The following is a 12645-nucleotide window of genomic DNA, read 5'->3' on the forward strand; positions in this document are numbered from 1 at the left end:
CATGTGCAGACGCAAGCCAATGCCGGCGTGAAAATTCCCGAAATTCTTGCCGGAGCGATCCACACTCTTCTGCCGGAGGACCGACGACTGATCGTGAACGTTCCGGTATCGCAACTCGTCGAGCCAAAGCAGATCGAGCGGTCGTTTACGGTGGACAAGACCAAGGACGATCACCCTGTCGTATTTGCGGAGCACTCGGCTGATTACGCTGAGACCTTCGCGGCTGAACCTGGGTACCGAATCACGGGGTGCTCCTGGCACGTGGAGACCGCCAATGGTGCCGGCAATATTGCTTGCGCGATAAACGGCGGCGGGGCGCAGGCTCGTTTCACCTACAAGCTCACCAGCGGACCTGCCGTCGACAGGTACCGCGGATGGCTGGGCGCGACTGTCAATCTTTCCCAGATGCTAGCGAAGTAGGTGACGGATCCATGGTCATGCTCGCCCTGCCAACCCACCCGTCGAACCGGTTACATCGGCTCCGCCACGCGTTTCAGCACGTTCGGACAGGGCTCGTTATCCTGTTCTGCGCGCTCGCCACCGGTTGCGCCCACCAAGGTCCGGTCTCACAGCCTGCCAAGCCGCATGTCCACAAAGCGCCGCAGAAACATGGCAGCGTGTTCAAGAGATTCGGCTATCGCTATGGCCCTGGGTATTACCATTATGTCCGTCACTATCATGGCTATCGGCCATGGCGACCGACAACCGGTGAGGCGAGCCAGGAGGCGCCTCCTGACAAGAGCACCACCGGTGCCGATGTGGTTGTCAACAAGTCGGCTATCAAGGGTCTGGTGCCGGTCTACTTCGCCACGAATCGCGTGGTGATGGGCGGGCCTGGTCTCGAATTGAGCCAGATCTCCTATGCTCGTTCTGCCACCAACACTTTTGGCTACGTGACCGTCAGTATTCCCGTCGTTCACAAGATGGGCGAAGTGGAGACGCCGAAGACGAGCTGGTTTGGGCTACGCAAGGAGGCGGAAGACGACAGAAAGCATTTCCGAATCCAGAAGCTATATCGTCTCTCTCGCGAAGAGTTCGCTTCCGCTATCGCAAATCCCGCCGACAGCATGATGCTCTTTGTGCATGGCTACAACGTCGGTTTTTCCGACGCTGCATTCAAGGCAGCGCAAATTGCTTTCGATGCGAACTACAAAGGTCGCGTCATGATGTATTCCTGGCCGTCCAAGGGCGGGCTGCTCGATTATGACTACGATCGCGAAAGCGCACTCTATGCGCCGGACGGCTTGTTCGATCTCCTTCAGCTCATCAAGAAGGAAGCGAAAGTTTCGAGGATTATCGTGATCGCACACAGCTTGGGCAGCGAGGTGGTATTGGGAGCTTTGCAGCAAGCCGCGCTGAGCCAGACGACGCTAGGCATTACCGAGCTGATTTTTGCGGCGCCGGATGTTGATCGCGACCTCTATCTGGAAAGAGCTAACCAGATCAAATCAGCAGCAGGCGCGGTCACCCTATACGCCTCCTCAACGGATCTCGCCTTGCTCGCCTCCATGAAGAAGGCGCAATCCACCTCGCGAATGGGGTTCGTATCCAAGAGTGGGCCGACTCTCGTGCCCGGGATCGAAACGATTGATGTTTCTGCGGTGGGGAGCGAAATGTTTGCTCTAAATCACAGCACGTACTCAACCAGCCGCGCGGTTCTCGATGATATAGGCCGGATCATCTCTTCTTCGACGCATCTTAAACCCCCGCAGCGGACCCCGACCTTGCGATCGATGCCCGACGATTCCACCGCGACTTATTGGATGTATCCCTATTAAAATTGGCTCTTCGGCTGTGCTTAAGCCAAGAGGAGGGCCATGGTTGCAGTCACTCTGAGGAGCGCGTGTTTTGCCCCTCAAGTTGCGCCACGAGCCAATCTGCAAACGCTCGCACGGCCGATCGCTGTCGGCTGGCGCGCGGGTAGATCAGGCGGTGACCGACGTAGCGGATATCGTTGGCCCGTCCCGCCAATGGAGCTACCAAGCGCCCGCTCGCCAGTTCGCGTTCGGCCAGAAGGGTTGATTCCAAGGCCACGCCCAATCCCTCCGCAGCCGTCGCAATCGCAAGAAAGCTCCGGTCGAATCTCATGCCGTGAAGCGCAGGTGCTTCCAACCCATTCGCGGTGAACCATTGATGCCACTGCACCCGCTTCACATCGGAGCGGATGAGCGTCTGATCGAGGAGATCGGCAGGCTTCCTGATCGATTTTGCGAGCGAGGGCGAGCAGAGCGGCGTGACCGTCTCCTCCGGCAGAGGGACAATTTCGACACCTTCCGCGCGCGGCAGACCGTAGACGATGTCGATATCGAAATCATCGTTGGTGAAGCGCGCATAGTCGGTGCTCGCAGCCAGCCGAACCTCGAGCTTCGGGTAAGCCGCGAGAAACTGTGCAAGCCGTGGGGCCAGCCATTGCGCGGCAAAGCTGGGCGCGGAATGGACGCGCACCAATTGTGGTCCGCGCGCGGCAACTTCCTCGAGGCCACGGCGGAGCTGATCGAATGCCGCTCCCGTGTGACGCATCAGGTTCTCGCCGGCCGGCGTGAGCCGCACGGACCGCGCGCTGCGTTCGAACAAAACGGTCCGAAGCGTGCCCTCCAGCTTACGGATGGCATGACTGACGGCACTTGGTGTCAGGTGAAGCTCATTCGCCGCATCGCGAAACGATCCGGTGCGGGCAGCGGCTTCAAAGGCACGAATTGCCGATATGGGGATATTCGATAGCATCCCATAAGTGAACCAGATTCATCGATCCGTGACAACTGCGCGTTTGTCCGCTGGCCGTCGGCGGGTCATTCCTAAGCGCCAAGGAAGAACAACTTGCGGGAGGAACTGATGCTGCTCAGCGGTAAGACGGCCATCATTTCGGGCGCGGCCTCGCCGCGCGGGATCGGGCTTGCCACCGCCCGGCGGTTCGCCGCCGAGGGCGCTCGGGTCGCGATTCTGGATATTGACGCCAGCGCCGCGGCCGATGCTGCGGCATCGCTCGGAAACTCCCATATCGGACTAGGGTGCGACGTCGCCAACAAACCGTCCTGCGAGCAGGCGGTCGCCCGCGTGATCGAATCCTTTGGCGACATCGACGTTTTGATCAACAATGCCGGCATTACCCAGCCAGTGAAGTTCCTGGAGATTTCGGCGGCCGATTGGGATCGCATCCAGGATGTCAATCTGAAGGGGGTTCTGTTCCTCTCCCAGGCCGTGATCCCGCACATGCGCGCACGGAAGTCCGGATCGATCGCATGCATGTCGTCGGTCTCGGCCCAGCGCGGCGGTGGAATTTTTGGCGGCCCGCACTATTCGGCCGCGAAGGCCGGCGTGCTTGGTCTCGCCAAGGCGATGGCCCGTGAGTTCGGCCTGGACGGAATCCGCGTCAATTGCGTCACGCCCGGCCTGATCGGCACCGATATCACTGCGGGCAAGCTGACCGACGAGATGAGGGCGAAGATCCTGGAAGGCATTCCGCTCAATCGTCTCGGCACGGCGGAAGACGTCGCCGGCATCTACACCTTCCTCGCCTCGGATCTCTCCGCTTACGTGACCGGCGCCGTGATCGACGTCAACGGCGGCATGCTCATCCACTGAGCCAGCAAGACAAGGTCCAGATCGATGGAAACCTCGACCAACGCGCTTACGAACACGCCCAAGCTGGCGGATCGCGCCTACAACATTCGCCGCAATGCCCTGCGCATGGGTGAGGTCCAGGGCCAGGGCTATATCGCACAGGCGCTGGACATCTCCGACGTTCTCGCCGTGGCCTATTTTCATGCGATGAGCTACCGGCCCGAAGATCCCTCTTGGGAGGAGCGCGACCGCTTTTTGCTCTCCAACGGGCATTATGCCATCGCGCTCTACGCGGCCTTGATCGAGGCGGGGATTGTCCCCGAGGAAGAACTCGAAACCTATGGCAGCGACGAGAGCCGCCTGCCGATGTCGGGCATGGCCTCCTACACACCCGGAATGGAGATGTCGGGTGGCTCGCTCGGCCTCGGACTCAGCATCGCCGTCGGCATGGGCCTCGGCCTCAAGCGCAAGAAATCCGGGGCGCGGGTGTACACCTTATTTTCCGATGGCGAGCTTGACGAAGGCTCGGTCTGGGAGGCCATCCAGTCGGCGGGTCACTACAAGCTCGACAATGTGATCGGCATTGTCGACGTCAACAATCAGCAGGCGGACGGCCCTTCCACGCAGGTGATGGCATTCGAGCCGCTGGTGGACAAGCTTCAGGCCTTCGGCTGGTTCGTGCAGCGCGTCAACGGCAACGATCTCGTTGCCGTGGTTGCCGCCTTCGACGCCGCCAAGTCTCATCCCGAGCCCAAGCCGCGGATGATCGTCGCCGACACGCTGATGGGGAAGGGTGTTCCCTTCCTCGAGCAGCGCGAGAAGAGCCATTTCATCCGCGTCGAGCAGCACGAATGGCAGCTCGCGCTTGCCGCGCTGGAAGCCGGGAGGCAGGCATGAAGACCGTCCGATCAGCACCGCCGCCGGGCAAGCCGCGCCTGACCACCTCAGCGATGATCGCCTCGATCGCGGCCGAAGGACAGAAGACGAAGCCGGCGCCCTTTGGACACGCGCTCGTCGAGCTCGCGCGCAGCCGTCCCGATGTGGTCGGCATGACGGCCGATCTCGGCAAGTACACCGACATGCACATCTTTGCGAAGGAATTTCCGGACCGCTATTACCAGATGGGCATGGCCGAGCAGCTTCTGTTCGGCGCCGCCTCCGGCCTTGCCGCCGAAGGCTTCATGCCTTTCGCGACCACTTACGCCGTGTTCGCATCGCGGCGGGCATACGACTTCATACACCAGACGATCGCGGAGGAAGACCGCAACGTGAAGATCGTCTGCGCGCTGCCAGGCCTGACCTCGGGCTACGGCCCGAGTCATCAGGCCGCGGAGGACCTCGCGCTGTTTCGTGCCATGCCGAACATGACGGTCATCGATCCCTGCGATGCCCATGAGATCGAGCAACTAGTCCCTGCGATCGCGGCGCATCACGGGCCGGTCTACATGCGCCTGCTGCGCGGTCAGGTGCCGGTCGTGCTGGACGAATATGACTACAAATTCGAGCTCGGCAAGGCCAAGCTGATCCGTGACGGGAAGGACGCCCTGGTCATTTCCTCCGGCATCATGACCATGCGTGCGCTTGAGGCCGCGCAAACCTTGAAGGACGACAGCATCGATATTTCAGTGCTGCATGTTCCAACCATCAAGCCGCTCGATACTGAGACGATCTTGCGTGAAGCCGGCAAGTCGGGCCGCCTTGTCGTCGTTGCCGAGAACCACACAACGATTGGTGGTCTCGGCGAGGCGGTTGCCGCACTTCTGATGCGTTCCGGCGTCCATCCGCCCTTCCGCCAGATCGCATTGCCGGACGAGTTTCTTGACGCCGGCGCCCTTCCAACCCTGCACGACCGCTACGGGATTTCCACCGCAGAGGTCGCACGGCAGATCAAGCAGTGGCTTCGCTAAGCGCCAATCGAGCCAAGCCCAGGTGAGGAGCTACGCCCGTCGCGTGTTGCGGCGGCGAGTGATCGCTCCTGCTCAAATGCCGGTGGTCGAGAGCCGGCAAGCAAAAAAACCGGAAAGCTGCACGCCAGCGTGCGCTGATGCAGCGGGCAGCAACGTCAATGAAGGACCAGGAGGAAAACATGACATCTAAGCCCGGAAGCATCAGCCGCCGTTCGCTGTTGATGGCGGCCACGACTGTACCTCTCTGCGGGATTCTGACCCGTCCGGTGTCTGCCGCCGAGTTCGTGTACAAGTTCGCGACCGGACAGGATCCGACGCATCCGGTGAATGTCCGAGCCCAGGAGGCCATCGACCGCATTCGCGAAGCGACAAGCGGCCGCCTGGAGATCAGGCTTTTCCCGGCCAACCAGCTCGGCTCCGACACCGAGCTTTTGACCCAGGTTCGCAGCGGCGGCGTCGAGTTCTTCAACCAATCGTCTTCGATCCTTGCCACCCTGGTCCCAAGTGCGGGCATCGTGAACACCGGCTTCGCATTCGCCGACTACGACAGCGTATGGAAGGCGATGGACGGCGACCTCGGCACCTACATCCGGGCGCAGATCGCCAAGACGCCGATCATGGCGGTGTCGAAGGCCTGGGACAACGGCTTCCGTCAGGTGACCTCGTCCGGCCGCGAGGTGCGAACGCCGGATGATCTCAAGAACTTCCAGATCCGCGTGCCGCCCGCGCCATTACTGACCTCGCTGTTCAAGGCGCTCGGAGCCGGGCCGACGCCGATCAACTTCAACGAGGTCTATTCCGCGCTGCAGACCAAGGTCGTCGACGGCCAGGAGAATCCGTTGCCGATCATCGCGACCGCGCGTCTTTATGAAGTGCAAAGCACGTGCAGCCTGACCGGGCACGTCTGGGACGGTTACTGGGTCCTGGGTAACAAGCGCGCCTTTGAGCGCCTGCCCAAGGACCTGCAGGAGATCGTGACGCGCGAGCTCGATCGCTCCGCGGTCGATCAGCGGGCAGACATCGCAAAACTCAGCCAGTCCCTGCGCGCCGATCTGTCGGCCAAAGGGCTCAAGTTCATCGACGTCGATCGTGCCGCTTTTCGCCAGGCGCTGTCTAAGACCAGCTTTTACGCCGACTGGAAGGGCAAGTTTGGCGAGGAGGCATGGTCTCACCTTGAAAAAGCCGCGGGCCAGCTATCATGACCAGCGTGAGCCATACGCCGCATGTCGATGCCGGGATGGCGGCCGGTACGTCTCAAGCGACCCCGCGCAGATGGGTGGTGCGGGCCAACACATTACTGGGCCACGTCGTCGCAGTCCCGGCGGCATTGCTCGTGCTGGCGGAGATCGCGGTCCTGTCCGCGGGCATTGTGGGCAGATACGTGTTCCGCTCGCCGATCGTCTGGTCCGACGAGCTCGCCAGCATTCTCTTTCTCTGGCTTGCCATGCTCGGATCCGTGATTGCGTTCCAGCGCGGTGAGCATATGCGCATGACCGCCATTGTCGGCGTTCTCAGTGCGGAACTCCGCGCGTTCCTGGACGTCGTGGCAGCAGCGGCATCGCTGGCGTTTCTCGTGCTTGTCGTTTGGCCGGCCTATGAATTCGCCGCCGACGAGGCATTCGTCACGACCCCGGCGCTGGAGATCGTCAACACCTGGCGTGCTGCCGCGCTGCCGATCGGGATCGGGCTGATGCTGATCGCAGCCGTCCTCCGGCTCATTCGCATCGCGAGCCCGCGAAGCTTGCTGGCCTCCCTGGCAATCGTCGCGGGCGTCATCGCGACGTTCGCTCTACTGGCCCCAGTTTTGAAGCCGCTCGGCAATCTGAACCTTCTGATCTTCTTCGTCTTCGTCGTCGGCGCGATGGTCTTTGCGGCCGTGCCGATCGCGTTTGCGTTCGGCCTCGCCACCGTGGGCTATCTCGCCCTAACGACCAATACGCCCGACGTGGTGATGATCGGACGAATGGATGAGGGAATGAGCCACCTGATCCTGCTCGCCGTGCCTCTCTTCGTCTTTCTCGGCCTTCTGATCGAGATGACGGGCATGGCGCGCGCCATGGTCAGCTTCCTGGCAAGCCTTTTGGGCCACGTGCGTGGCGGGCTGCACTACGTGCTGGTCGGGGCGATGTATCTGGTCTCAGGCATCTCCGGCTCCAAGGCGGCGGACATGGCCGCTGTTGCGCCGGTCCTGTTTCCCGAGATGCGGCAGCGTGGGGCCAAGCCGGGTGATCTCGTTGCGCTCCTGGCCGCGACGGGGGCGCAGACCGAGACGATTCCTCCGTCGCTCGTTCTGATCACGATCGGCTCGGTGACCGGTGTGTCGATCTCGGCGTTGTTCACCGGCGGGTTGCTCCCGGGCGTGGTGCTCGCGGTCATGCTCGCGGCCGTGGTGTGGTGGCGATACCGCCGCGAGGACTTGTCTCACGTCAAACGGGCGACGGGGCGGCAGATCGGCCGCGCCTTTGTGATCGCGATACCGGCCATCGCGCTGCCATTCGTGATCCGGACTGCCGTCGTCGAAGGCGTTGCGACGGCAACGGAGGTCTCGACCATCGGGATCCTGTACTCGGCCTGTGCGGGTCTCTTCATCTATCGGCAGTTCGACTGGCGCCGCATCTATCCGATGCTGGTCGAGACGGCCTCGCTGTCGGGCGCGATCCTGCTCATCATTGGCGCGGCGACGGGCATGGCCTGGGCGCTGACCCAGTCGGGATTTTCTGCCTCTCTTGCAAAGTTCATGACCAGCCTTCCTGGCGGAGTCCCCGTGTTCCTGGCGGTGACGATCGTGACCTTCGTGATCCTGGGCAGCGTCCTGGAAGGGATCCCGGCCATCGTCCTGTTTGGCCCGCTCCTGTTCCCCATCGCGCGGCAGGTCGGGGTGCACGATGTCCACTATGCAATGGTGGTCGTTCTGGCCATGGGCATCGGCCTGTTCGCGCCACCGTTCGGCGTCGGCTACTACGCGGCTTGCGCCATCAGCCGCATCAATCCGGACGAGGGCATGAAGCCGATCGTGGGCTACATGATCGCGCTCTTGATCGGCACACTGATCGTCGCAGCCGTACCCTGGCTATCGATCGGCTTTCTTTGATGTATCGGCGGGACGCCTCCGGAGGCTTCTCGGTCGGCCCTGCTGCTTCTCACGGTGCGGTTTCTCTGCAGTCGTAACTTTCTGCCACGCTCCTATTGCCCCCGACATAATGTGGGTAGTTGGGGTAGCGGCACATCGGACGGGACGCCTTCAGAGCAAAGGGCGGCGTGGTTTCCTTCACCGTCTGGATCAGCGCGTCGGCCGGCGCGATGCCGTCGGTGGCCCAGTGGTCGAGCGGGTCGAGCAAATCGACCATGGTCGGGATCGCGGTGCCGTCCGGTACGGTCGCGCCGTTGCCGGTGTGGGTCGAGCCAGGCGAAAGATAGAGGCGCGCAGACGCATCGACTGTGGTCTGACCGAGTTTGGCCACGACTGACTGGAAATAGTTGATACCGGCGAGCGGGCTCTGCGCGAGGTCGGCTAAATTCTCTCGCATGATCAGCTTGCCGCCGTGGGCGAAGAATGCCGACAGATCGGGATTGGTGGAATCGAGCAGCTTCGAGATTTCCTCGACGCGGGTACGAAAATCTTCCGGACGATATCTCAGCACATCGAACTTGTCGTCACGCGCGATCATGAAGCGCACGGCGTTCGCGCCGTAGATCCAGTGTTGCGAAGCCGTGGTCACATCAAGTGGCTCGGTTGGCGGGGCCGTGCCGACAACCCAGCGCGCCATGGTCGATCGGTCGGGGTCGGGTGTCGTCTCGTTACCATAGAGCCATTGCGGATAGGCGATGACGCCATTCGCCATCGCGAACGGGAAGGGATGCGGCGTATGAATCGCCTGGATGGAGGCGATCTGCGGGTCCGACAGGCAGTTGTCACCCGTATCAGTTCCACCAGGGCAGCGCAATGCGGCGAGGTTCACCTTGGGCTGGCAGGCGAATGCATTGCTGACGACACCATCGCGCAGGCCATCGAGCTCGTCGCAAGTCTCCATCACGAACTTTGCCATCATCTCGGTCTTTACCGGATTGAGCCAGCCGCCGTCGAGCTGCGGCAGCACGTTCGGGATGTAGGACTGGAACAGCATAGACAGCTGCACTACCGGCACGACGCTGACGACGCCGTCATAGTCGACCGGAAAGCGCTGAGCCATGGTGAGTCCTTCGCGGCCGCCCTCGGAGCCGCCGAAATAGTAGATCCTCACCGGCCGCCTGCGATAAAGCACTTCGCTCAGCACCACGGCGACGTCTCGCACCTTCTTGTAGGATGCATAAGCATAATTGGTCAGCATTTCGTCGTTGAGCCCGAACTTGCCGATCGAGTCGCGAGGAAAGCTAGAAGACTGATGGCCGGAATCGGTGCCGACCGTCACATAGCCACGCGCAAGCGGCAGGATATCGTCGGGTGCAGCATCGCGGAGGGGCGCCAGACCGGTGATTAGGCTGCCATTGTAGCCGCCGCCTCCATATTGCACCAGCTTGCCATTCCAGGCGGCCGGCAGATTGAGCTCGAAGTTGATCAACTGCGCCGTCGGATCGACCGGGGCGATGGTGCCCAGTACCTTGCAGAAGTCGGGCGTCTTCGCCTGCGCTGCTGCGGGCACGAAGCTTACAGAGGCGACGACGGCGTTCCCGCTGGGAAGCCCGATCAATGTGGCCGGAATGGTCCGATCGGCAAGTCCTGTGCAGCTGTCCTGAAATGCCTCGCCGGCGACCGAGGGCCCGCCGGTCAGCAGCACAACGAGCGCGCCAAGCGCCAGACTGAAAGCAGCGGCCGATCGGAGCCGCCTTGCGCGAGCAGGGTGGCCGTTGTTTCTGCATATCATGTTTTCACTTCCTAGCGGTGTTGCTGTTGCGCAGAGCCGGACGCACTCGAAAATTCTCCCGCGAAGATGCCAACCTGTCAAATGTCTGAGATGGGCTCAGGATGGTGTTTCTGTCGAACCGCTCAAGCGTTGCGGTAAAGGCGAATTGAATTTTTGAGACCGCTGCGTCGAACGGTACTCTTTGGGATTGCGCCTGATGTCGTCGATCCACCACACGACCGATCTTAGCGTACAAAGCCGCGGGCGTGTTCGTGGACCGCTACGCGCGGGGGGCCCTCCCTTAGGCGAACTTCGGCAGATGCAGCGGCAGGCCCTCGCAGGGCATATCGATCTCTTCGACTTGCCCCTTGCCGACTTCAGTCACGCGTAGCTTCTTGCCCTCGAGCGTGAAGGCACAATTCGTCGGCTGCGGCCCATCCAGGATCAGCCGGTCGACGACTTCACCCCGTCGGTCCAGCACCGTGACGTTCTTCTGGTTGTAGACCGTGCAATAGAGGCGGCCATCCGTGCCGAAGGCCATCCCGTCCGGACCTTTGAAATCGGGATTGGCATCCGGTTGCAGGACGTTGCCGAAGACCTCGCGTCTAGGCGAGGCTTCGCCGAGCACGTCATATCGGTAGATCTCGCCGGTGAAGGACGCGTTGGCATAGAGGTGATTGTCGGAGCCGAAAGCAATGCCGTTGGTGAAGCAGATCTTCCGATCGAGCACGCGTAGCACCTTCATGGCCGCCGGATCGATCTCATACACACGGCCGTCCCAATCAAGGTCCATATAGCCGTCGACGAAGGCCTGGCCGTTGATGAAATCTTCGGCCGCCATGCCGGAGTCGGTCAGGTAGAGCAGTCCGTTCGGGCCGAAGCAAAGATCGTTCGGAAATAGAAAGCGGTCCGTACCTTCGCCCTGCATGCGCCGGATCTCGTTTCCGCCGTCGTCGATGCAGATCAGCGCCCGGAGGCCTGCTTCCGCGATCCAGATCCGGCCGTGGCCATCAGTCGTCAACCCGTTCGGACGCCCGCCAGTCGTCCGGATCACCCTGCGATTGCCGCGAGAGTCAAGCCGTGTGATGCAAAGGGTCGACGCGGACATTTCGGTCACATACATCGATCCATCGGGCAGGCACACCGGCCCCTCCGGAGCTCCAATTCCGGTGGCAAACAGTCTCGACGCCATTTTTTCCTCCCGTTCTCCAGATTGCCGGCGCTCGTTACGAGATGACCAGGCCGCTGGTCGGATCGATCAGCACCACGCGATTGAGGTCGATGGCGAGGTTGATCCGCTCGCCATGGCTGCTGACGTCATGAGCCTGCAACTCCGCGACCGCATCGACGCCGCCGATCTTGATGGTGGTGAATGTACGGGTCCCCGTCGGCTGAATGAGGTCGACGACGGCCGAATAGGAGACCACCCCGTCGCGCGGAGGTCCGCCGCCAGCCCGGCTGAAGTGCTGGGGTCGAATGCCCACCAGAACTTCTTGGCCATCCGCACCTGTCAGCAATTTGGCTCTTGCATTCGGAAGCGTCAGCGCACCGCCGGACTGAAACACAACTGCGGCGCAGCCGCCGCTTGTCTTGAGGGTCGCCGGGACGAGGTTGATCGACGGAGATCCGAGGAAGCCGGCCACAAAGCCCGTACGGGGCTGCTCGAACAGTTCAAGCGGAGCCCCTTGCTGTTCAATCAGTCCATCACGGAGCAGGACGATACGGTCAGCGAGCGTCATCGCCTCGACCTGATCGTGGGTGACGTAGATCATCGTCGTCGTGATCTCGTGATGCAGACGCTTGATCTCGGTCCGCATCTCGTCGCGCAATTGAGCGTCGAGATTCGAGAGCGGTTCGTCGAAGAGGAACAGGTCCGCCTTGCGGACGATGGCGCGTCCGATGGCGACCCGCTGACGCTGTCCGCCGGAGAGCTGACGCGGATAGCGCTGAAGGAGATTTCCGATGCCGAGCATGTCGGCGGCTTCGCTGACCCGCTTCCTGATCTCGATCTCTGGAGTCTTGCGCGCGCGCAGACCGAAGGCGATGTTCTCGTTGACGGTCAAATAGGGGTAGAGCGCGTAATTTTGAAATACCATCGCGATGTTGCGCTCGCGCGGGCGCAGATCGTTGACCACTGCGCCACCGATTGTGATGGTTCCTCCGTCCGGGTCTTCAAGACCGGCTATCGTTCGTAAGAGCGTGCTCTTGCCGCAGCCCGACGGCCCTACCAGCACTGCGAATTCGCCATCGGCGATGGTAAGATCCACACCCCGAACCGCGTGCACATTGCCATAGTATTTGTGCACCCCGGACAGCTTGACGTCGGCCACTCCGCT

Annotated in this window: 10 protein-coding genes and 1 pseudogene; 7 read left to right on the plus strand and 4 right to left on the minus strand. The window is 61.8% G+C overall.

What is annotated here, in order from left to right:
* Positions 1-420 (plus strand): annotated as a pseudogene (locus XI09_RS20305) (hypothetical protein); the annotation flags it as partial.
* A gap of 11 nt (positions 421-431) precedes the next feature.
* Positions 432-1778, plus strand: coding sequence for an alpha/beta hydrolase (locus XI09_RS20310; protein WP_271568411.1), 1347 nt, complete (start codon positions 432-434; stop codon positions 1776-1778).
* A 49-nt stretch (positions 1779-1827) separates the two neighbouring features.
* On the opposite strand, the gene XI09_RS20315 is transcribed toward XI09_RS20310, so the two are convergent.
* Positions 1828-2724, minus strand: a complete 897-nt coding sequence (locus tag XI09_RS20315; RefSeq protein ID WP_271568412.1) for a LysR substrate-binding domain-containing protein — start codon at positions 2722-2724, stop codon at positions 1828-1830.
* A gap of 108 nt (positions 2725-2832) precedes the next feature.
* Here XI09_RS20315 and XI09_RS20320 point away from each other — a divergent pair, with 108 nt between their 5' ends.
* The 5 genes from XI09_RS20320 (at position 2833) to XI09_RS20340 (ending at position 8559) form a co-directional block, all read left to right on the plus strand.
* Complete coding sequence (locus tag XI09_RS20320) at positions 2833-3582, plus strand: SDR family NAD(P)-dependent oxidoreductase (RefSeq protein WP_271568413.1); 750 nt, start codon at positions 2833-2835, stop codon at positions 3580-3582.
* A gap of 24 nt (positions 3583-3606) precedes the next feature.
* Positions 3607-4458, plus strand: coding sequence for a transketolase (locus XI09_RS20325; protein WP_271568414.1), 852 nt, complete (start codon positions 3607-3609; stop codon positions 4456-4458).
* The gene (locus XI09_RS20330; protein WP_271568415.1) at positions 4455-5468 is read left to right on the plus strand and encodes a transketolase family protein; all 1014 of its coding nucleotides are present in this window, start codon (positions 4455-4457) and stop codon (positions 5466-5468) included. The genes XI09_RS20325 and XI09_RS20330 overlap by 4 nt, the downstream gene beginning before the upstream one ends.
* Before the next feature lie 179 nt (positions 5469-5647).
* Positions 5648-6670, plus strand: coding sequence for a TRAP transporter substrate-binding protein (locus tag XI09_RS20335; protein ID WP_271568416.1), 1023 nt, complete (start codon positions 5648-5650; stop codon positions 6668-6670).
* Positions 6671-6705: 35 nt separating this feature from the next.
* Positions 6706-8559, plus strand: a complete 1854-nt coding sequence (locus tag XI09_RS20340; protein WP_442869610.1) for a TRAP transporter large permease — start codon at positions 6706-6708, stop codon at positions 8557-8559.
* 49 nt (positions 8560-8608) lie between these two features.
* On the opposite strand, the gene XI09_RS20345 is transcribed toward XI09_RS20340, so the two are convergent.
* The 3 genes from XI09_RS20345 to XI09_RS20355 form a co-directional block, all read right to left on the minus strand.
* The gene (locus tag XI09_RS20345; RefSeq protein WP_271568418.1) at positions 8609-10330 is read right to left on the minus strand and encodes a tannase/feruloyl esterase family alpha/beta hydrolase; all 1722 of its coding nucleotides are present in this window, start codon (positions 10328-10330) and stop codon (positions 8609-8611) included.
* A 280-nt stretch (positions 10331-10610) separates the two neighbouring features.
* Positions 10611-11501, minus strand: coding sequence for an SMP-30/gluconolactonase/LRE family protein (locus XI09_RS20350; protein WP_271568419.1), 891 nt, complete (start codon positions 11499-11501; stop codon positions 10611-10613).
* 34 nt (positions 11502-11535) lie between these two features.
* The gene (locus XI09_RS20355; RefSeq protein ID WP_271568420.1) at positions 11536-12639 is read right to left on the minus strand and encodes an ABC transporter ATP-binding protein; all 1104 of its coding nucleotides are present in this window, start codon (positions 12637-12639) and stop codon (positions 11536-11538) included.
* Positions 12640-12645: the final 6 nt, after the last annotated feature.

Source organism: Bradyrhizobium sp. CCBAU 11386 (assembly GCF_028128955.1).
Classification (GTDB): Bacteria; Pseudomonadota; Alphaproteobacteria; order Rhizobiales; family Xanthobacteraceae; genus Bradyrhizobium.

What these genes read in the sequence shown, in the direction of transcription:
- XI09_RS20350 (WP_271568419.1), bottom strand. Translation starts at nt 11,501, where the DNA reads ATGGCGTCGAGACTGTTTGCCACCGGAATTGGAGCTCCGGAGGGGCCG.
- XI09_RS20320 (WP_271568413.1), top strand. Translation starts at nt 2,833, where the DNA reads ATGCTGCTCAGCGGTAAGACGGCCATCATTTCGGGCGCGGCCTCGCCG.
- XI09_RS20340 (WP_442869610.1), top strand. Translation starts at nt 6,706, where the DNA reads ATGGCGGCCGGTACGTCTCAAGCGACCCCGCGCAGATGGGTGGTGCGG.
- XI09_RS20330 (WP_271568415.1), top strand. Translation starts at nt 4,455, where the DNA reads ATGAAGACCGTCCGATCAGCACCGCCGCCGGGCAAGCCGCGCCTGACC.
- XI09_RS20345 (WP_271568418.1), bottom strand. Translation starts at nt 10,330, where the DNA reads ATGATATGCAGAAACAACGGCCACCCTGCTCGCGCAAGGCGGCTCCGA.
- XI09_RS20335 (WP_271568416.1), top strand. Translation starts at nt 5,648, where the DNA reads ATGACATCTAAGCCCGGAAGCATCAGCCGCCGTTCGCTGTTGATGGCG.
- XI09_RS20315 (WP_271568412.1), bottom strand. Translation starts at nt 2,724, where the DNA reads ATGCTATCGAATATCCCCATATCGGCAATTCGTGCCTTTGAAGCCGCT.
- XI09_RS20310 (WP_271568411.1), top strand. Translation starts at nt 432, where the DNA reads ATGGTCATGCTCGCCCTGCCAACCCACCCGTCGAACCGGTTACATCGG.
- XI09_RS20325 (WP_271568414.1), top strand. Translation starts at nt 3,607, where the DNA reads ATGGAAACCTCGACCAACGCGCTTACGAACACGCCCAAGCTGGCGGAT.